The sequence below is a fragment of the Pseudonocardia benzenivorans CB1190 genome, assembly GCF_000196675.2.
GTDB classification, from domain to species: domain Bacteria; phylum Actinomycetota; class Actinomycetes; order Mycobacteriales; family Pseudonocardiaceae; genus Pseudonocardia; species Pseudonocardia benzenivorans.
In genome coordinates this window covers 116,936-136,595 of the sequence record NC_015312.1, presented here as the reverse complement: position 1 = coordinate 136,595, position 19,660 = coordinate 116,936, and the positions used below count along the sequence as shown (strand labels likewise).

17 protein-coding genes, 1 tRNA gene and 1 pseudogene are annotated in these 19,660 nt (G+C 73.7%); 14 read left to right on the top strand and 5 right to left on the bottom strand.

Annotation, left to right across the window (positions count from 1 at the left end):
• Positions 1 to 47 precede the first annotated feature (47 nt).
• Together PSED_RS00640 and PSED_RS00635 are read left to right on the top strand one after the other, a co-directional pair.
• Positions 48 to 305 carry a DUF2630 family protein gene (locus PSED_RS00640; protein WP_041760242.1) on the top strand — a complete coding sequence of 86 codons (258 nt, stop codon included), beginning with the start codon at positions 48 to 50 and terminating at the stop codon, positions 303 to 305.
• Positions 306 to 380: 75 nt separating this feature from the next.
• Positions 381 to 1,004, top strand: a complete 624-nt coding sequence (locus PSED_RS00635) for a nucleoside/nucleotide kinase family protein (RefSeq protein WP_013672339.1) — start codon at positions 381 to 383, stop codon at positions 1,002 to 1,004.
• A gap of 50 nt (positions 1,005 to 1,054) precedes the next feature.
• Here the strand turns inward: PSED_RS00635 and PSED_RS00630 are convergent.
• Positions 1,055 to 1,137: transfer RNA gene (locus PSED_RS00630), tRNA-Leu, on the bottom strand.
• Between the two features lie 183 nt (positions 1,138 to 1,320).
• Here PSED_RS00630 and PSED_RS00625 point away from each other — a divergent pair.
• From PSED_RS00625 to PSED_RS35445, 10 genes and pseudogenes are all read left to right on the top strand, one after another.
• Positions 1,321 to 2,538: an FhaA domain-containing protein gene (locus tag PSED_RS00625; RefSeq protein WP_041759142.1), complete on the top strand. Its 1,218-nt coding sequence runs from the start codon at positions 1,321 to 1,323 to the stop codon at positions 2,536 to 2,538.
• Positions 2,539 to 2,593: 55 nt separating this feature from the next.
• Positions 2,594 to 3,052, top strand: coding sequence for an FHA domain-containing protein FhaB/FipA (locus PSED_RS00620; RefSeq protein ID WP_013672337.1), 459 nt, complete (start codon positions 2,594 to 2,596; stop codon positions 3,050 to 3,052).
• Positions 3,053 to 3,167: 115 nt separating this feature from the next.
• Positions 3,168 to 4,565, top strand: a complete 1,398-nt coding sequence (locus tag PSED_RS00615; protein ID WP_013672336.1) for a PP2C family protein-serine/threonine phosphatase — start codon at positions 3,168 to 3,170, stop codon at positions 4,563 to 4,565.
• Positions 4,565 to 6,028, top strand: a complete 1,464-nt coding sequence (locus tag PSED_RS00610) for an FtsW/RodA/SpoVE family cell cycle protein (protein WP_013672335.1) — start codon at positions 4,565 to 4,567, stop codon at positions 6,026 to 6,028. Before PSED_RS00615 ends, PSED_RS00610 begins: the two co-directional genes overlap by 1 nt.
• Complete coding sequence (locus tag PSED_RS00605; protein ID WP_013672334.1) at positions 6,025 to 7,494, top strand: peptidoglycan D,D-transpeptidase FtsI family protein; 1,470 nt, start codon at positions 6,025 to 6,027, stop codon at positions 7,492 to 7,494. Before PSED_RS00610 ends, PSED_RS00605 begins: the two co-directional genes overlap by 4 nt.
• A pseudogene (locus PSED_RS00600) lies at positions 7,491 to 8,507 on the top strand (serine/threonine-protein kinase); the annotation flags it as partial. The gene PSED_RS00605 and the pseudogene PSED_RS00600, both read left to right, overlap by 4 nt.
• Positions 8,508 to 10,241: 1,734 nt before the next feature.
• Positions 10,242 to 12,173, top strand: a complete 1,932-nt coding sequence (gene pknB / locus PSED_RS00595) for a Stk1 family PASTA domain-containing Ser/Thr kinase (protein WP_013672332.1) — start codon at positions 10,242 to 10,244, stop codon at positions 12,171 to 12,173.
• 1 nt (position 12,174) lies between these two features.
• Positions 12,175 to 12,816: an aminodeoxychorismate/anthranilate synthase component II gene (locus tag PSED_RS00590; protein ID WP_013672331.1), complete on the top strand. Its 642-nt coding sequence runs from the start codon at positions 12,175 to 12,177 to the stop codon at positions 12,814 to 12,816.
• Positions 12,817 to 12,936: 120 nt separating this feature from the next.
• Positions 12,937 to 13,194 (top strand): cell division protein CrgA, encoded by a 258-nt coding sequence (gene crgA, locus PSED_RS00585; protein ID WP_013672330.1) that lies wholly within the window; start codon positions 12,937 to 12,939, stop codon positions 13,192 to 13,194.
• Between the two features lie 76 nt (positions 13,195 to 13,270).
• Complete coding sequence (locus tag PSED_RS35445; RefSeq protein ID WP_013672329.1) at positions 13,271 to 13,765, top strand: PH domain-containing protein; 495 nt, start codon at positions 13,271 to 13,273, stop codon at positions 13,763 to 13,765.
• A 10-nt stretch (positions 13,766 to 13,775) separates the two neighbouring features.
• Here the strand turns inward: PSED_RS35445 and PSED_RS00575 are convergent, their stop codons facing one another.
• Both PSED_RS00575 and PSED_RS00570 read right to left on the bottom strand, forming a co-directional pair.
• Positions 13,776 to 14,630, bottom strand: a complete 855-nt coding sequence (locus PSED_RS00575; RefSeq protein ID WP_013672328.1) for a rhomboid family intramembrane serine protease — start codon at positions 14,628 to 14,630, stop codon at positions 13,776 to 13,778.
• 13 nt (positions 14,631 to 14,643) lie between these two features.
• Complete coding sequence (locus tag PSED_RS00570) at positions 14,644 to 15,186, bottom strand: peptidylprolyl isomerase (RefSeq protein ID WP_013672327.1); 543 nt, start codon at positions 15,184 to 15,186, stop codon at positions 14,644 to 14,646.
• A 48-nt stretch (positions 15,187 to 15,234) separates the two neighbouring features.
• On the opposite strand from PSED_RS00570, the gene PSED_RS00565 reads away from it, so the two are divergent.
• Positions 15,235 to 15,669, top strand: a complete 435-nt coding sequence (locus PSED_RS00565) for a hypothetical protein (RefSeq protein WP_013672326.1) — start codon at positions 15,235 to 15,237, stop codon at positions 15,667 to 15,669.
• Positions 15,670 to 15,948: 279 nt separating this feature from the next.
• Here the strand turns inward: PSED_RS00565 and PSED_RS00560 are convergent, their stop codons facing one another.
• Complete coding sequence (locus PSED_RS00560) at positions 15,949 to 17,067, bottom strand: alpha/beta hydrolase family protein (RefSeq protein WP_193788432.1); 1,119 nt, start codon at positions 17,065 to 17,067, stop codon at positions 15,949 to 15,951.
• A gap of 222 nt (positions 17,068 to 17,289) precedes the next feature.
• On the opposite strand from PSED_RS00560, the gene PSED_RS00555 reads away from it, so the two are divergent.
• Positions 17,290 to 17,862 carry a hypothetical protein gene (locus tag PSED_RS00555; RefSeq protein ID WP_013672324.1) on the top strand — a complete coding sequence of 191 codons (573 nt, stop codon included), beginning with the start codon at positions 17,290 to 17,292 and terminating at the stop codon, positions 17,860 to 17,862.
• 396 nt (positions 17,863 to 18,258) lie between these two features.
• Here PSED_RS00555 and PSED_RS00550 read toward each other — a convergent pair whose 3' ends face one another.
• Positions 18,259 to 19,584 carry an FAD-binding oxidoreductase gene (locus PSED_RS00550; protein WP_233899254.1) on the bottom strand — a complete coding sequence of 442 codons (1,326 nt, stop codon included), beginning with the start codon at positions 19,582 to 19,584 and terminating at the stop codon, positions 18,259 to 18,261.
• Positions 19,585 to 19,660 lie beyond the last annotated feature (76 nt).

The window sequence follows — 19,660 nt, the reverse complement described above, 5'->3', positions numbered from 1 at the left end:
GCTGCGACGCCCCCTTCCGAGAGCCCGGACGGCCTATCGTGGGCGCCGTGACCGCGAACCAGGATCCGGACGCCACGCTGCGCCACCGCATCAACGAGCTCGTCGAGGAGGAGCACCGGCTCGAGCGCGCGCACATCGGCAAGGCGCTCGACGGCGACGAGAAGGCGCGGCTCGACGCGCTGGCCGTCGAGCTCGACCGGCTGTGGGACCTGTTGCGTCAGCGCGACGCGCGGCGCCGTGCGGGTCTCGACGTCGACGCGGCGGAGGAGCGGTCGGCGTCCGTCGTCGAGGGATACCGTCAGTAGCCCGTCCCGGCACCGAGCCGGCCACACACCGAGCCGGTCACACACCGAGCCGCACACACCGAGCCGACCTGCACCGTGACCGCCGCGATCACCCCGACGACGCGCGAGGCGCTCGCCCGGCGCATCGCCGACCTCGCCCTGGCCGTGCCCGGACGGGTCCGCGTCGCGGTCGACGGCCCGCCCCCCACCGCGCCGGTCGAGCTCGCCGAGGCGGTCGCCGAGCTCCTGCGCGCCGCGGGCCGACCGCCGCTCGTCGCCGACGCGCGCGACTGGCTGCGGCCGGCGTCGGTCCGGCTCGAGTACGGGCGCACCGACGTCGACATGTTCCTCGACGGCTGGCTCGACGAGGGCGCGCTGCGCCGCGAGCTGCTCGGCCCCGCGGGCGCGGACGGCTCGGGCCGGGTGCTGCGCCGCTTCCACGACGCGGGGCGCGACCGCGCCTTCCGCGACGACTACACGACGCTCGCGGCGGACGCGGTCGTCGTGCTCGCGGGTGAGCTGCTGCTGGGCCGGGGCCTGCCGTTCGACCTGCGGGTGCACCTGCGGATGTCGACCGCGGCGCTGGGCCGCAGGCTGCCCGCCGACCTCGGGTGGACCCTGCCGGCACACGAGCGTTACGAGACGGAGAGGTCCCCCGGGAAGGAGGCGGACCTACTGGTGCTCTCGGATCATCCGGAGCGGCCCGCCATCCGGTCCTGACGGACCACGACCGTGGCCGGAAGACATCGGATGGGGGCGAAGGTGCGTTGTGGGCGAGGAGGGAGTTGAACCCTCACGTCCTTTCGGACACACGGACCTGAACCGTGCGCGTCTGCCATTCCGCCACTCGCCCGAGCGACTCGCAGAAGTTAGCACGACCCCCCGAAGGCCCTCCCGCCGGGCCCCCCGGACGTCGATCACCGGGCACACTCGCGGTCGGTCACGATGGGGTCACGAGGCCGCGCCGCGGCGTCGGGTTAGCACAGTTACGATCGGGCACACAGAGAACACGCCGATGCGATCGGAGGAAGATCGGTTGGGCCGCGTCGAGCGATTCGAGCGCCGTCTGCAAGGGATGGTGGGCGACGCGTTCGCGCGGGTCTTCGGAGGCAGTGTCGTTCCCCAAGAGGTCGCACAAGCACTGCTGAGGGAAGCCGAGGACAACATCGAGCAGCTCGCGGGAGGGCGTCGCCTCGCGCCCAACCGGTACGTCGTGCAGCTCGGACCGTCCGATATCGAACGCATGGCCGGCGACGAAGGCCACATCGAGGAATCGCTGTCCGGCTACGTCACCGCACAACTCGCCGACCAGGGATGGGACACCTACGGCGACGTCGTAGTCTTGCTGGAGCGCTCCGAGGCGCTGCACACGGGACAGTTCCGCACCCGCTCGTCAGTGGACCCCGACGCTTCCCGTCGGCCCACGCGGGCACGCAACGCAGGAGAAGCACCCATGAGCCAGCAACCGGGCCACCCCGAGGAGAACGGGCAGTACGGCTACGACCGTGGTGCCCCCGGCTACGGTCAGCAGACCTACGCCCCGCCGCAGGGTTACGACCAGCAAGGCGGTGGTCGTGAGAACTACGGCCAGTACGACCAGCAGGGCGGCGGCTACCCCCAGGGTGGTGGCGGCGGCTACGACCAGGGCTACGGCCAGCAGCAGGGCGGCTACCAGCAGGGTGGCTACGACCAGGGCTACGGCCAGCCCCAGGGCGGCGGGTACCAGCAGGGCGGGTACGACCCGGGCTACGGCCAGCAGCAGGGTGGCTACGACCAGGGCTACGGTCAGCCCCAGGGCGGCGGCTACCAGCAGGGTGGCTACGACCAGGGCTACCAGCAGGGCGGCTACCAGCAGGGCGGGTACGACCAGGGCTACCAGCAGCAGGGCGGGTACGACCAGGGCTACCAGCAGCAGGGTGGCTACGACCAGGGCTACGGCCAGCAGGGCTACGGCGGCTACCAGCAGCTGCAGGCCTCGCTCAGCCTCGAGGACGGCTCGGGTCGCAACTACCAGCTGACCGAGGGCACCCACGTCGTCGGCCGGGGCCAGGAGTCGCACTTCCGGCTGCCCGACACCGGTGTCTCGCGCCGGCACCTGGAGATCAGCTGGGACGGCCACAACGCCACCCTGTCCGACCTCGGGTCGACCAACGGCACCACGGTCAACGGCAGCCCGGTGCAGAGCTGCCAGCTGACCGACGGCGACGTGATCCGCGTCGGCCACTCGAGCCTCGTCTTCCGGGCGCACGGCTGACGTCTCGTCGCCCGTCGCGGCGGGAACGAGGAGAACAGAGCGGAGAGCACGGCACGTGCCCGAGTTGGTGCTGCAGCTGACCAGGGCGGGTTTTCTGGCCCTGCTCTGGCTGTTCGTGCTGTTCGCGCTGCGTGTCGTGCGATCGGACCTGTATGCGGCGTCGGGGCTGCGGGCGATCCTGCCCGGCGGCAGCCGCGCCGCGAAACGGTCCGGTCGGGGTCGCACGGCACGCCAGCTGCTGGTCACGCAAGGGCCGCTCGCCGGCAGCAGGATCACGCTCGACTCGCGGCCGATCCTCATCGGACGCGCCGACGACTCGACGCTCAAGCTCGACGACGACTACGCCTCGACGCGGCACGCCCGCATCGCCCCGCAGGGCGAGGACTGGTACGTGGAGGACCTCGGGTCGACGAACGGCACCTACCTGGACCGGGCTAAGGTCACCGGACCCACCCGGGTTCCCCTGGGGGTGCCGGTCCGCATCGGCAAGACCGTGATCGAGCTGCGCTCATGAGACCGCACGAGATCAGCGAGCTGAGCGGCCCGGGCCGTTCCCGCGAGACCTGCGTGCAGGACCGAGAACGTCCGCGCACGTGGGGTCGAGCCGATGGTGCCGACGGAGTCGCAATATGACCCTGGTCCTGCGCTACTCGGCCCGCAGCGACCGCGGGCTGGTCAGGCAGAACAACCAGGACGCGGTGTACGCGGGCCCGCGCCTGCTCGCGCTCGCCGACGGGATGGGCGGCCACGCCGCGGGCGAGGTCGCCTCCTCGCTGGTGATCTCCGCGCTCGCCCCGCTCGACGAGGACGACCCCGGCGACGACCTCCTCGGTCATCTGCGCGACGCCACGTTCCAGGGCAACGCCGCCATCACCCGGCACGTCGCCGAGGCGCCCGACCTCGAGGGCATGGGCACGACGCTGACCGCGATCCTGTTCGCCGGCTCCCGGCTCGGGCTCGTGCACGTCGGCGACTCGCGGTGCTACCAGCTCCGCAACGGCGAGTTCACGCAGATCACAAAGGACGACACCTTCGTCCAGTCGCTGATCGACGAGGGCCGCATCACCGAGGAGGAGGCGCACACGCACCCGCAGCGTTCGCTGCTGCTGCGCGCCATCACCGGCCAGGAGGTCGAGCCCTCGCTGACGATGCGCGAGGCCCGCGCGGGCGACCGGTACCTGCTGTGTTCCGACGGGCTGTCCGGCCCGGTGAGCGACGAGACCCTCGCGCACACGCTGGCCGAGTACTCCGACCCGCGCGAGTGCGCCGACCGGCTCATCGAGCTGGCCCTGCGCGGCGGCGGCCCCGACAACATCACCTGCATCGTGGCCGACGTCGTCGACGTCGACTACGGCGACGTGGCCCCGATCGTCGGCGGCGCGGCCGGCGACGGCAGCGACGACCACCGCCCCGGCCCCGACACCGCGGCCGGCCGGGCGTCGGCGACGACGCTCCCCCGGGTCGCCCCGCGCCGCACGGCCGAGCAGCCCGCCGCCGAGGAGCGCCGCCGCAGGCCCACCCGGCGCATCGTGATCACCGCCGTCGTGGCGGTCGTCGTCGTCGTGGCGGCCGTCCTGCTGGCCCGCACCTGGGTGATGCAGCAGTACTACGTCGGCGCGTCGGCCGACCACGTCGCGATCTACCAGGGCGTGCGCGGCAGCGTGCTCGGCATCCCGCTGCAGCGGGTCTCCGAGACCTCCGACATCGCGCTGTCGGACCTCCCCGAGGACTACCGCAGCCGGGTGCAGGACGGGATCGTCGCGTCCGACGGGATGCCCAGCGCCCAGAGCACCCTGCAGGTGCTGCGCGACAAGCGGCTGCCCGTGTGTCCGGCGCCCACGACGCCCGTCGTTCCCCCGGCCGATCCCAACGGGACCGCGGCACAGCCGCCGGCAGCCCCGACGACGACCCCGCCCGCGGCACCGCCGTCGGGAGCGGCCGTCGTTCCCGAGCAGCCGGTGGCCCCCGACACCCCGTTGCAGTCCGAGACGCCCGTGCCGGGGCAGACCTGCCGGCCGGCGAGCTGATGGCGGCGCCTCCACAGGCACCGGGCAGGGCCCCCGCACCGCCGCTCCCGACGGGGCGCGGGATCGAGCTGTTGCTCCTGGCGTTCGCCGCGGTGATCGTCACCGGCGCGCTCGTGATCGTCGAGGCCAACCAGGAGCAGGAGGTCACGACGACCCTGCTCTGGCTCGGGCTGGCCTACCTCGGGCTGTTCGCCGTGGCGCACCTGGCCGTCCGCCGCTGGGCCCCCTACGCCGACCCGCTGATCCTGCCCTCGGTGGCGCTGCTCAACGGCCTGGGCCTGGTCATGATCCACCGGCTCGACCTGGCGAACGCCGATCGCGCGAGCCTCCTGGGCAACGCCCCGCCGTCGAGCCTGGTGCTTCGTCAGGTCGCCTGGACGGCGATCGGCCTCGCCCTGTTCATGCTGGTGCTGTGGCGCGTCCGCGACCACCGGACACTGGCCCGCTTCGGCTACACCGCCGGTTTCGCCGGCATCATCCTGCTGGCGCTCCCCGGCCTGTTGCCCGCGTCGATCTCGCAGGTCAACGGCGCGAAGCTGTGGATCCGCATCGGTGGCATCGGCATCCAGCCCGGTGAGTTCGCCAAGCTGCTGCTGATCGTGTTCTTCGCGACGTTCCTCGTCCAGAAACGCGAGCTGTTCACCACGGCGGGCCGCCGCTTCCTGGGCATGGAGTTCCCGCGCGCCCGCGACCTCGCGCCGCTGATCGTCGCCTGGGGACTGTCGGTCGGCGTCCTGGTGTTCGAGAGCGACCTGGGGACCTCGCTGCTGTTCTTCGGGATCCTGCTCGTGCTGCTCTACGTGGCGACCGAGCGCATCTCGTGGATGGTCATCGGGCTGGTGTTCTTCGTCGGCGGCGCCGTGCTCGCCTACAACCTGTTCGGCCACGTCCGCGTGCGGGTGCAGGTCTGGCTCGACCCCTTCAGCGACTTCAACGGCAACGGCTACCAGATCGGCCAGGCGCTGTTCGGGCTCGGCACGGGCGGGGTCGGCGGCACCGGTCTGGGCGCGGGCCGCCCCGATCTCGTCCCGTTCGCCGAGAGCGACTTCATGTGGTCCTCGCTCGGCGAGGAGCTCGGCCTGATCGGGCTGGCCTCGATCCTTGTGATCTACCTGGTGCTGATCACCCGCGGCCTGCGCAGCGCGCTGGCGGTCCGCGACAGCTTCGGCAAGCTGCTCGCGACGGGTCTGTCCTACGCCGTCGCGCTGCAGATCTTCGTCGTCATCGGCGGCGTCACCAAGCTCATCCCGCTGACCGGTCTCACGCTCCCGTTCCTGTCCTACGGCGGGTCGTCGCTCGTCGCGAACTACGCGCTGGTCGCACTGCTGCTGCGGATCTCCAACGCGGCCCGCGCCCCGCTGCCGCAGCGGCCGTCGGTACCCCAGGCGCCGCTCGCGCAGGCCGCGACCGAGCTGGTCCAGCGGCCCGCCGCGGCCGACGAGGCGCGGGGGGCCCAGGCGTGAACACCCCCGTGCGCAGGGTCGCCATCTCCGTGATGGTGATGATCCTGCTGCTGCTCGCGAACCTGACCTACGTCCAGGTCGTCAAGGCCGGCGACTACCGCAACGACCCGCGCAACCAGCGCGTCCTGCTCGCCGAGTACTCGCGCCAGCGCGGCCAGATCACCGCCGACGGCAAGGTGCTCGCACAGAGCGTCGCGACCGACGACCGGCTGCGCTTCCAGCGCCAGTACCCCAACGGGCCCGCGTTCGCGCCGCTGACCGGCTACTACTCCGTGCTCTACAGCTCGACCGGCATCGAGCGGGCCTCGGACTCCGTCCTCAACGGCACCGACGACCGGCTGTTCGGCCGCAGGCTCTCCGATCTGATCACGGGGCGCGACCCGAGCGGCGGCAACGTCGCACTGACGATCCAGCCGACCGTGCAGCAGGTCGCCTACGACCAGATGACGGCGAAGCACTTCGCCGGCGCCGTCGTCGCGCTGCGGCCGCAGACCGGCGAGATCCTCGCGATGGCCTCGACGCCCTCGTTCGACCCGAACCCGCTGGCGAGCCACAACACGAAGACCCAGCAGGACGCGTGGAAGGCCGACAACGCGGCCGACCCGCCCGTCCTGCCCAACCGGGCGATCTCCGAGACCTATCCGCCGGGCTCGACGTTCAAGCTGATCGACACGGCCGCGGCGCTGCAGAACGGGTACACCCCCGACAGTCCGCTGACCGCCGCGCCGCGGATCACGCTGACCGGCACGAACACCACGCTGGAGAACTTCGACGGCACGCCGTGCGGCACCGGCGCGACCGCGACCCTGCGCGACGCGCTGGCCCGCTCCTGCAACACGGCGTTCGCCACGCTGGCCGGTGCGCTCGGCCCGGACGTCCTGCGCAAGCAGGCCGAGGCGTTCGGCATCGGCACGTCCGGGATGACGATCCCGATGCCCGTCGTCCCGTCGTCGATCGGCGACCTCCCCGACACCGCGGCGCTCGAGCAGTCCGGCATCGGCCAGCGCGACGTGCGGCTCACCCCGCTGCAGAACGCGATGGTCGTCGCCGCGATCGCCAACGGCGGCACGCTGATGGCGCCGCACCTGGTCAAGGAGATCCAGGGCCCCGAGCTCGAGACGATCGACACGACGAAGGCCGACAGGATCGGCCAGGCCGTACCCGCGGGCGTGGCTGCGACGTTGACCGATCTGATGATCGGCTCGGAGAACCGGACCCAGGGCGGCGGCAAGATCGCGGGCGTCCAGATCGCCTCGAAGACGGGCACGGCCGAACACGGCAACGACCCGAAGAACACCCCACCGCACGGGTGGTACGTCGCGTTCGCGCCCGCGCAGAACCCCGTCGTGGCCGTCGCGGTGATCGTCGAGGACGGTGGCGACCGCGCGCTGGAGGCCACGGGCGGATCGATCGCCGCCCCCATCGGACGCGCCGTCATCGCCGAGGCACTGCGGGCGGGCCAGTGACCACGCTCGCCGCCGGCCTGCACATCGCCGATCGCTACCGCCTCGACCGGCGGATCGCCGTCGGCGGCATGGGCGAGGTGTGGGAGGCCTCGGACACCCGGCTCGACCGGGCCGTCGCCGTGAAGGTGCTGCGCCCCGAGCTGTCGGGCGACGAGGAGTTCCTGCACCGCTTCCGGATCGAGGCGCGCACCGTCGCCTCGCTCGACCACTCCGGGATCGCGCTGGTCCACGACTACGGGGAGGACGACGCCGCGCTCGGCGAGCGCCGGACCGCGTACCTGGTCATGGAGCTCGTCCGGGGCGAGCCGCTGTCCAACCGGATCAGCCGCGGCCGCATGGACAGCGACGAGACGCTGCGCATCCTCGAGCACGCCGCCTGGGCCCTCGACGCGGCCCACCAGCGGGGCTTCGTGCACCGCGACGTCAAGCCCGGCAACATCCTGCTGCGCGACGACGGCGTCGTGAAGCTCACCGACTTCGGCATCGCCAAGGCCGCCAACGCCGTGCCGGTCACGCGGTCCGGGATGGTCATGGGCACGGCCCACTACATCGCGCCCGAGCAGGCCAGCGGCGGCGAGGCGGGGCCGGCGGGCGACGTCTACTCGCTGGGGATCGTCGGCTACGAGTGCCTGGCCGGGAAGCGACCGTTCCGCGCCGAGAACCCCGTCGTCGTCGCGATGATGCAGGTGCGCGACGAGCCTCCGCCGCTCCCCGACGACGTGCCCGACGAGGTCCGCCGGCTCATCGAGACCGTGCTGGTCAAGGACCCGGCGCAGCGCTACCGCGACGGTGCCGAGCTGGCGCGCGCGGTCGCCGCCGTGCGCCGCGGGGAGCCGGTGCCACGTCCGTCCGGGGTGGCCGACGACCTCGACCCCGACGGCTCGCCCGCGGCCGGGCCTCGGCAGGCCGGTCGGCGTCCGAGCACCGTCGCGGGCACCGCGGGGTCCGGCGGGCCGGGTTCCGGCGCGGCATCGGCCGGGCCGGGTTCCGGCGCGGCATCGGCCGGGCCCGGACCGGAAGTGGGCGGGCCGGAGTCCGAGGGCGCCGCCGAGCCGCAGCGCCGCCGGTCCCGGCGGGCGCGCCGCATGGCCGAGGAGCGCGGGAGCGACGAGGACAGGCGCGCGGCACTCACCGCCGCCGAGGGACGCGTCGCCGCCGCGGCGGGTCGCTGGGCGCGGGCGCGGACCAGGTCCGCGCACCGCGCCGACGGATCGTCCGACGACGCACCCGCCGCCCCGGGCCCCTACCTCGCGGACGCCCGAACCGACACCGGCGACGGAACCGACGCGAGCCGGGCAGCCACCGGCCGCGACAGTGCAGCCGGCCAGGGAGACGACGTCCGACACCGAGCCGCTGACGGGGCGGGCGAGGCGCCGGGCCGGCACACGGCCCCCGCGCACGCCGCGGCCGCACAGGCCCCGCCGGAGACGTCCGTCCGGCCGCCGGTGTCCGATCCCCTCGCCGGCACTCCGTACCCGGAGCCGCGGTCCGGCCCCTTGGCCGCCCCGGTGTCGGGGTCGGTGTCGGGGTCGTTGTCGGACTCGTTGCCCCGGTCGTTCGTCGGGCCGCCGCCCGAGTCGCCGATGTCGGGGTCGCCCTACGTCGAGCCGTCGCCCTACCTCGACCCGTCCCCGTACGCGGAGTCGGCCTCCAACTCGTCGTCGTACGTCGAGTCGCCGCCGTACCCCGGGACGTCGGCCTCGGTCGAGGCGTCCTCGTACGTCGAGTCGCCGCCGCCCGGTTCGCACACGACGCGTCCCGGCACGGGCGCCGCGCCCGGCTCACCGGGGCACGGTGCTCCCGGGCACGACACGCCCGGGCGCGGCTCGCAGCCGCAGGACGTGCCGCGCTCGCCCGCCCGTGGCTCCGGCCCGGCGCACGCGGCGGCAGCACCGTCCGCAGCACCGGCCGGGGCGGCGCACGCGACGCAGACCGGGGCCGGGACGACGCACCCCCGCACGCCCACGCCCGGGGCCCCGCACGCGACCGGCTCGCACCCCGTGCCGCCGACGACCGGTTCCCTGCCGCGCCACGCCGGAACCCCGCCGCCGGGGACCCCGCCCGGCGCGGCGAACCCGGGCACCCTGCCGCCGACGACCCCGCCCCCCGGCTCGGCGCCCGGCTCCTCCGCGCCCGGCTCCTCCGCGCCCACCTCCTCTGCGCCCACCTCCTCCGCGCCCACCTCCTCCGGGGCCGGATCGTCCCCGCCGCGCCGTGGCACGACCGCCCAGCGGACCGACGGACCCGATCGGGTGGCCGACGTCGAGACGACCGTCGAGACGACGGTCCGCCGCGAGCTCCGGGAGCAGCCCGCCGCGGACCGGGACCTCTCGTCCGGGGGCGCCCACCGGGCCCGCCACGAGCCCGACGAGGACCCGGCCCGCGAGCCGGTCGCGCTCGCGCCGTCGGCGCGGTCGCGCGGCACGCTGCTGGTGGTCCTGTTCGTGGTGCTCGCCGTGGTCGCGCTCGTCGTCACGCTGCTGCTGCTGGTCCCGAAACTGACGGGTACGTCGCGCGCGATGTCCGCACCGTCCGGGTTCGACCCGGGTAGCGTGTCCCGCCAGGAGGACGGTGCGGCGGGCTGGACGGTGCATCGGGCCGGAAGGACCGGGGAGCAAGGCACGGAGGATGTCCGGTGAGCCCCGGCAGCAGGCTGTCCGCCGACCGCACGGCACGCGACTCCTCCGACGGGCGGTGTGGCCAGGCATGATGATCCGACTCTCGACACGACTCAGGAACCGGCGCCGATGACCACCCCCAGACTGCTGTCCGAGCGCTACGAGCTGGGCGACACGCTCGGCTATGGCGGCATGTCCGAGGTTCACCGCGGGCTGGACACCCGGCTCGGGCGTGACGTCGCCGTCAAGGTCCTGCGTGCCGACCTCGCTCGCGACCCGCAGTTCCAGTTGCGCTTCCGGCGCGAGGCGCAGAACGCCGCCGCGCTGAACCACCCGGCCATCGTCGCGGTGTACGACACGGGCGAGACCACCAGCGAGTTCGGGCCGCTGCCCTACATCGTCATGGAGTTCGTCGACGGCCACACCCTGCGCGAGATCGTCAAGACGCAGGGACCGCTCGACCAGGGCCGCGTCCTCGACGTGATGGCCGACGTCTGTGCCGCCCTCGACTTCAGCCACCGGCACAACATCATCCACCGCGACGTGAAGCCGGCCAACATCATGATCAACACCGCGGGCGCGGTGAAGGTCATGGACTTCGGCATCGCACGCGCGCTGGGCGAGGGCCAGAACGTCACCCAGACGGCCGCGGTCATCGGCACCGCGCAGTACCTCTCGCCGGAGCAGGCGCGCGGCGAGGCCGTCGACGCCCGCAGCGACGTCTACGCGGCCGGGTGCGTGCTCTTCGAGCTGCTCACCGGCGATCCTCCGTTCACCGGCGACACCCCGGTCGCGGTCGCCTACCAGCACGTCCGCGAGGACCCGCGGCACCCGTCGGCGCTCAACCCCGCGGTGCCCCCGGAGCTCGACGCGATCGTCCTCAAGGCGCTGAGCAAGAACCCCGCGAACCGCTACCAGTCCGCGGCCGAGATGCGCGCCGACCTGATCCGGGTGCGCAACGGCCAGCGGCCGCAGGCGCCGCTCGTGATGAGCGACGACGAGCGCACGGCGCTGCTCGCCGCCAACGCCACGAGTCCCACCCGGCGGATCGGCGGCGCCGGCCGGCACACCCTGCCGCCCGACGCCGTTCCCGCCTGGCGCGACGAGGAGCCCCCGCCGCGCACCGGGCGCAAGATCGCCATCGTCGTGGGCATCGTCGCGGTGCTCGCACTGATCGCGTTCGTCGCTTACCAGTTCTTCGGGGGCCCGCCGTCGCCGAAGCAGGTGACCGTGCCCGACGTCGTGGGCCAGCAGCAGGAGGCCGCCCGCACGGCGGTCATCAACGCCGGGCTGCGCGCCGACATCGAGCAGACCGCCTCGACCCCCGACCAGGTCAACAAGGTCGTCAAGACCGACCCGGCCGGCAACACGCAGATCGCCGAGAACTCGACGGTCAAGATCTTCATCGGCAGCGGCCCGGCCCAGTCGGCGGTGCCGCCGATCGTCGGGCTGTCGGTGTCCGACGCGCAGGCCCAGTTGCAGGAGCGCGGTCTGACGCTGGGCCAGCAGACCGAGCAGGAGACGTCCGACCCGTCGATGGTCGGCAAGATCATCTCGTCGAACCCGGCGCCCGGCACGAACGCGGACGCCGGCACCCCGGTCGCGGTCGTCGTGGGCAAGCAGCCGTCGAACGTCTCCGTCCCGGACGTGACCGGGCAGGACGCCGACTCCGCCCGCAGCGCCCTCACCAAGGCCGGCTTCCAGGTCCAGGTCCAGGGCGACACCAGCGGCGACGCCGTCGTCACGGGAATGAACCCGTCGGCCGGGACGAAGGTCGCCAAGGGCACGACCGTCACCATCACGATGGGCTCGAGCAACTCGGGCAACCAGGTGCAGATGCCCAACCTCGTCGGGATGGACGTCGCGAGCGCGCAGGCCGCAGTGCAGCAGGCCGGGCTGACGAACGTCCGCAGGCAGAACGTGCCGGTGAACGACCGCAGCCAGGACGGCAAGATCCAGCAGCAGACGGTGCCCGCGGGGCAGCAGATCGACAAGGACCAGCAGGTGACAGTGCTCGTCGGGCAGTACAGCGTCATCCCCAGCGGGGGCGGGGGTAACTGACATGCGCGTGCTCGTCGTCGACAACTACGACAGCTTCGTCTACAACCTGGTCCAGTACCTGGCCCAGCTCGGGGCGCAGAACACGGTCCGGCGCAACGACGAGGTCGAGCTCGACGAGCTCGACGACGTCGACGGCGTGCTGATCAGCCCCGGCCCCGGCGTTCCCGAGGAGGCCGGCCGGAGCATCGAGATCATCACCGCGTCCGCGGCGCGCAACATCCCGCTACTCGGGGTGTGTCTGGGCCACCAGGCCATCGGCGCGGCGTGGGGTGGCGTCGTCGAGCGGGCGCCCGAGCTGCTGCACGGCAAGACGTCGATGGTGCACCACGACGGCGTCGGTGTGCTGCGCGACCTGCCCGACCCCTTCGTCGCGACGCGGTACCACTCGCTGGCGATCCGGCCCGAGACGCTGCCCCCGGAGCTCGAGGTCACCGGCCGCACCGAGGGCAGCGTGATCATGGCGCTGCGGCACCGGGACGCGCCCATCGAGGGCGTGCAGTTCCACCCGGAGTCGGTGCTCACCGAGGGCGGGCACCGGCTGCTGGCCAACTGGATGGCGTCGGCGGGCCACCCCGTGGCCGAGCCCCTGGTGGCCGGCCTCACCGCCGAGGTGGCCGCCCTCGGGGCGCAACCGGCCTCCTGAACCGGTCCCTCTCGGACCCGTCCGAGAGGGCGTTCGCCCACGCCAGGGGTCTGTCACGTTACGGTGGAGGCACGCCCGGGCGGCCGCCCCGGGCGCGCACAACCGTCTCGCGAGGTCCTGATGCCGAAGTCCAAGGTGCGCAAGAAGACCGCGTACACCCCGCCTGCCCAGCGTTCGGCCGCGCGCGCCGCCGGGCCGACGAGCCCGGTGTACGTCGCCGTCATGCTCGGCCTGATGCTCGTCGGTTTGGCCTGGCTGATCGTCAACTACCTCGCCGGCGACAACCTGGCACTGTTCAGCGCTCTCGGCTCCTGGAACTTCCTCATCGGATTCTCACTCATCGTGATCGGCCTGCTCATGACGATGAGATGGCGCTGAGCAGCGGAAATACACCGCTGTAAGCAGTCCACACTGTGGATGGGCGCTGTGGACAAACTCACGAAAACTACTCTCGGTGATCTTCGACGACGCTGAATCGCCAGGTCCCGACGGCGAGTCGCCTGCCCGGTCCTGGAGCCCGCAAGCGGGGTTGGTCGTCCTCGCGTGGATCGGCGCCGCCGGCGCCGGCGCCTGGCTCGCCGTGCTCGTCGTCACCCACGGGGACCCCGCCGGTCGACTCTTCGCGGCCGTCCTGGGACTCGTGTTGCTCGTGGGGGCAGTGTGGGGCACCCGGGCGAGGCCTCGGCTGGCCGTGGGCCCGGAGGGCCTGACTGTCAGGGGCGGCTTCTCCCGGAGCCGTACACACCCCTGGGGACAGGTCACCGACGTGCGGGTGCTGCAGACACGACGCTTCGGTCGGACCGTCGCCACCCTGGCCGTGGACGTGCGCGACGAGTCCGGTCCCGGGGCCGACCCCGACGCCGCCGAACGGCTGCTGGTCTTCGGCAGGCTCGACCTCGGAGCGGACCCGGTCGACGTCGCGGCGACGGTGCTGGCCGCCCGCCGCTGAGCAGGCGGCCTCAGACCGCGAGGAGCATCACGGCGATCGACAGCACGGTCAGGGCTCCGATCGCTCCCGCCTGGAAGGCCGTCCGGTTGCGGGCGGGCGCGTAGACGAGCGCCGCCGTCGCGACGGCGCCGACGATCAGCCCGCCGAGGTGCCCGATCAGTGAGACGCCGGGCAACGTCACGCTCAGCACGATGTTGATCGCGATCACGACGACGACCTGCGTCATCGGAACCCGCATCCGGCGCAACGCGACCGCGAGGCCGCCCATCAGCCCGAACACCGCGCCCGACGCGCCGGCGACCTCGGAGTTGGCTCCGTAGAACAGCAGCGCCGCGGCCGATCCGCCCAGCAGCGCGACGAGGTACACCGCGAGCAGCCGGGTGCGGCCGAGCAGCATCTCCATGTCCCGGCCGATGACCCACAGCGCCAGCATGTTGAACAGCAGGTGCAGCGGGCCGTAGTGCAGGAATCCCGCGGTGACGACGCGCCACCACTCGCCCTGGGCCACGTACCCGGGGACCAGCGACCACGCCGCGAAGAGGTCCGAGCGGTCGTTGCCGTTCAAACTGCGGGCCTGCACGACCGTCACGACGAACACGAGGACGTTGAGCGCGATCAACGACGTCGTGACGACCGGCGTTCGCGGACCCCGCGCGACCGGCCGGATCGTGCGTCGGGCCGCGGGCCGACCTTCGGCCACGCAGTCGACGCACTGGTAACCGACCGCCGCCTCCCGCAGGCACTCCGGGCAGGCCGGCCGGTCGCAGCGGGTGCACCGCAGGCCGGTCGGCCGGTCGGGATGGCGCACGCACACGGCGGGCGCCTGCGGCGGTCCGGAGGGGGGCGGGCCGGCGGGGTCGGTCACCTGGGTGTCGCTCCTACTGCTGGACCTCGACGCGCTGGATGACGACCGGCGTGAGCGGGCGGTCCGAGCGGTCGGTCTGGGTGGTCGCGATGGCGTCGACGACGGCGCGCGACTCCGCGTCGGCCACCTCGCCGAAGATCGTGTGGCGACGGTTCAGGTGCGGCGTCGGGCCGACGGTGATGAAGAACTGCGAGCCGTTGGTGCCGGGCCCGGCGTTGGCCATGGCCAGCAGGTAGGGACGGTCGAACTGCAGCTCCGGGTGGAACTCGTCGGCGAACTGGTAGCCGGGGCCGCCGCGCCCGGTGCCCGTGGGGTCGCCGCCCTGGATCATGAAGCCGCTGATGACGCGGTGGAACACCGAGCCGTCGTAGAAGGGGCCGCTGTCGCCACCCGCGGCGTTGGGCTGGGTGTACTGCTTGGTCCCGGCCGCGAGTCCGACGAAGTTCTCCACGGTCTTCGGGGCGTGGTCCGGGAACAGGTTGATCCGGATGTCGCCCTCGGAGGTCCGCAGCGTCGCGGTCTGCTTGGACTTGCCTGGGTCAGTCACATGCACCATCGTGCCAGCACCGGAAACGGACGCCCACGCGGGAAGCAGGTCCACCTCATGAGGACGACCAGGAACGCCCCCGACCACCTCGCGACGATCGGCGAGTCCCTCGGCGAACTCGCGTCCGACGCCGCGGCCGACGTGCGCCACGGCGTCGAGCTCGGCAGCGGCCTCGTGGCCGACGTCGCGGCCCGGCTCGGCGACGTCGCCGCGGAGACCCTCACCGATGTCCGCCGCGACCTCGCCGCCCGGATCGAGCCGGAACGCCCGTCGCGACGTGGCTGGTGGCTGCTCGCCGGCGGGATCGCGGCGGCGGTGGCCGTCGCACTGTGGGCGATCCTGTCGCGCCGCCCGCAGCAGGTCGAGGACGAGCCCGTGCGCGCGGTGCCGCACGCCGTCCCGTCGGACGGAGGTTCGGCGAGCGGCGGCGGGGACGCCTCGGACGGCGCGGTCCCGTCCGCCGCGACCCGCAACGGCCACTCCTCCGACTGAGCCGCCGAGACACGCCCACACCGCGACGCTGGTGTGGGGGTTCCCCCGCCGCACGCTCCGGCGCAACCTCACGGTCCAGCCGGCCGACCGTGAGGACGGTGAGGTTGCGCCCGGGTCGTCGGCCGCAACCCCACGCTCGTGCCCGACGCCCCCGACGACACTCAGGTTGCGCCCGGTCTTCTGCGGTCCGCTGCGGCGCGGCCTCGCCGGCGAGAGTGGCCGATCTGCCGGCCTGCTGCGAGCCGACGGGCGCCCACCCACGAGGCGGACGGCCGGGCGTCATCCCCCGAGCCGGGCGCGGAGGAACCGGGCGACCGTCTGCTCGTAGCGGGCGGGGTCAGCGTTCCAGGAGGCCGTGTGCTCGACGCCGTCGACCTCCAGCATCTCGACCTCCCACCCCAGCGCGGGCGCGGTCCGGGCGAGCTCCCGGCTCGGCGCGACCGGGACGGCGGTGTCGGCGACGCTGTGCACGATCAGCGTGGGCGGCCGCACGGCGGGCGGGCGTTCCTGCAGAGCGAAGTGGTCGAAGTCGATCCCGATCCGACGGCTCGTCCAGCCCGCGGCGACGGGCGTCAGCGCCGGCGGCAGCCGTCGGTTCTGCGCCTGCTGGCGCAGGGTCGCCCGCCAGTCGACGAGCGGCGCGTCCCACACGAGTGCCCCGACCCGGCCGGCCTCCGACGACCGGTTCAGGAAGGCGCCCGAGATCGCGGCGCCCATCGACCAGCAGAACAACGCGATCCGCTCCGCCCCGGCGGCGACGACGTGCCGGACCGCGGCCTCCAGGTCCTCCCACTCGGTGTCGCCGAGGTGGTAGTGACCGTCGGGGCTGGGCGGCGCGACGTCGTCGTTGCGGTAGCTGATGACCAGCTGCGACCAGCCTTCCCGGTGCAGCGCGGGCAGCACCCGCAGGGCCTCGCGGCGGGCACCGCCCCGGCCGTGCACGTGGATGATCCAGGTGTCGGGCGAGGCCCCGGGCACCGACCACGCGGGGGCCGGCCCGAGCGGCGTCGACACGGCGACCTCGGTGAACTCCAGCCCGCGGGCGCCGGGGTCGGGGTCGTAGGGCCCGGTGTCGACGGCGGCCCGCGTGCCCGGCGCCGGCACCGGGCCTTCGAGCAGCTCCCGGACGACCCGGTCCTTCTCGACGCGCGCGATCGGCCCCATGACGGCCAGTCCCTCGGCCCAGCGCAGGCCCCACACACCAGGCTGCTCGACGAGCCGTGACCGCCGCAGCGTCACCGTGTGTCCGTCGGACGCCAGGACCTGCTCGGGCCACACGAGACGCTGCCGGGTGTCGAGCAGCAGGCTCGAGTAGAACCAGCCCGCACCCAGCACCCCCGCACCCAGCCCGGCGCCCAGTCCGGCGACGCCCGCGCCCACCCATCCGCTTCCCCGCACCCCCCGATCATCGCGCAGTCGGACCCGAACGGTCCCGTCGAAGGACGCGCGTCAAGTCGCACACGGTCATCCGGAGCGGTGAAACGCCCCCTACCTGCGCGTTCTCAACCACCGGAACGGGTGAAAACCGCTTCCCGACACAACCTCCCCGGGGGGAGGTCGTTGGTCGGTCAGATCACCGTCGCATCGTCCGAGACCCCCGATCGGAAGGATCCCCCTGCGATGAGCAGCCTTGCTCGGCGCACCCTGCGCACCACCGTGACCGCCGCGGGCATCGCGGCGCTCGGTGCCGGGCTCGCCGCTCCGGCCTTCGCGGCGCCGGAGCTCCCCGCCCTCCCGTCGGTGCCCGGTGCCGACGCGCTCCCCGCGGTGCCCGGCACCGACGCGCTGCCCGCCCTGCCCAGCACCGACGCGATCCCGGGTGCCGACGCGCTCCCGCCCGCGTTCAACTTCGAGCCGCCGACGGTCAACGGCGGCGACGACTCGGACGACTCGTCCGACGGTGTCGCGACGAACGCCGCGCTGCCCTCGGTGCCGTCGCTCCCCGCGCTGCCGGGCACCGACGCCCTGCCCCCGCTCCCCACGCCGGCCGACGCCCTGCCGCCCGTGCCGACCGACGCGCTCGCGCCGGCCGTCAACACCGAGGGTTCGGTCACCCCCGACCCCACGGCCATCAACCCGGTCGACGCGCTCGCGTCGAGCGGCACCATCCCCGCGCCGCCGTCGGTCGACCCGGCCCAGGTCGCCGCGCTTGCGCAGAACCCCACCCAGGTCCAGGGCTTCCAGGTCAGCTGATCGTGGCCTGACCGCCCGGTCGTTCGGAGCGGCGCGTCCCGCCGGGCCCTCAGCGTCGAGGGTCCGGCAGGGCGCGCCGCTCCGTGCGTCCGACGGCTCCGCCCGCCCTGCGGTCCGGCGACCCCTCCTGCCCGCACGGTTCGGCGCCCCCCGCGCGGCCCGCGGTTCGACTCCCGCGGCCCGTGATTCGACTCCCGCGGCCCGCGATTCGACTCCCGCGGCCCGCGCGGTCCGGTGACCCCCGCGGCCCGCGGTCCGGCGACCCCGCGGCCGACCCCACTGACGCGACGCTCCGCGGCGACGCCCTCACAGCGGCCCGGGCGGCCGGGCGCGACGTCTTCGCTCGACCGGGTGCACCTCGAGCTCAGCGGCCCCGCCGGTCCAGCGGGTCCGCGGTCACGCGGGACGCGGCATCGGCTGGTTCGCGCGCAGCAGGCCCGCCGGGTCGAGGGCCGCGGCGACCGCGGCGATGCGGTCGGCGACGCCCGGGTCGAAGGCCTCCCGCACCTCGGCGGGGGTGAGCGCGCCGTAGCTGAAGTTGAGCGAGCGGCCGAGCGCGGCGGGCAGGAACGGTGCGATCAGCCGTCGATGCAGGTCGACGACGGCGTCGAGGTCGTCCTCGATCGGCGAGAGGACCATCAGCGAGTACGCCGCGTCGCGGTGCCCGACGACGTTCGGCGTGGCGGGGGGTCGGGCCAGCGCCCCACCCAGGTGCCGGATGCCGACGACGCACATCGTCCCGGCCGACGGGCCGGCCGCCCGGGTGATCCCGGCGAGCGCGGCGGGGTCGAGCTCGCGCAGGAGACGGTTCTCCGAGCGGTAGGCGTGCGGCCGGTCGGGCTCGTCGAACACCGAGGCGGACTCCGTGTACGGGATCTCCCGCACGGTGTCGCGCAGGACGGGCCCGAGCCGGCGCAGCGGCGCGAGCACCCGACGGCCCTCCGCCGGGTCGCCGGACCACGCCAGCTGGACCTGTGCGACGTGCCGCCCGCGCAGGTCCGCAGGGACCACCGGGAGGTCGGGGACGACGAGCATCGCGACTGCCGAGGTCATCTCCTCGGGCACGGTCGTCGTCCAGCGCCGCCAGCCCTCGAGGACGTCCGGAGCAGCGCGGAGGTCGAGGTGGAGCCCACCGCCGAGGATAGTCGTCACCTCGACGAGATCGATCTCCATCGCGACGACGACGCCCAGCCCCGCGCCACCGCCGCGCAGGACGGTGAACAGCTCGGGATCCGACGATGCCGTGACCTCGCGCAGAGCGCCGTCCGCGGTGACCAGGTCGATCCGGCGCACGTGGTCGGCCGCGAACCCGTGCCGACGGGCGAGCAGCCCGACACCGCCGCCGAGGGTGTAGGACACCGCGCCGACGCCGGGTGCGCTGCCCGAGAGCGGCGCGAGCCCGTGCTCGGCGGCCGCGTCGATGACGTGCTGCCACGAGGCGCCCGCCGCCAGCCGGGCCGTGCGCGTGGCGGGATCGACCCGGACGCCGGTGAGCTCGCGGGTGGAGATGAGGACGCCGCCGTCGAGGAGCCGGCCCTGGCCGTGTCCGCCGGACTGGACGGCGACGGGCAGCCGGTGCGCGGCGGCGTGGACGACGGCGGCGCGCACGTCGTCGGCCGACCTCGCGACGACGACCCGGTCGGGGCGGTGCCGGCCGGCACGCTGGAAGCCGGTGAGGACGTCGTCGAACCCGGGGTCGGCAGGGAGCATCGCGGTCGTCATGGCGCCGACGCTAGGAGGCCTTGCGGACATTGAACGTCCTTGTTCCGTGCGATTCTCGATCCGTGGCGGAACGTCG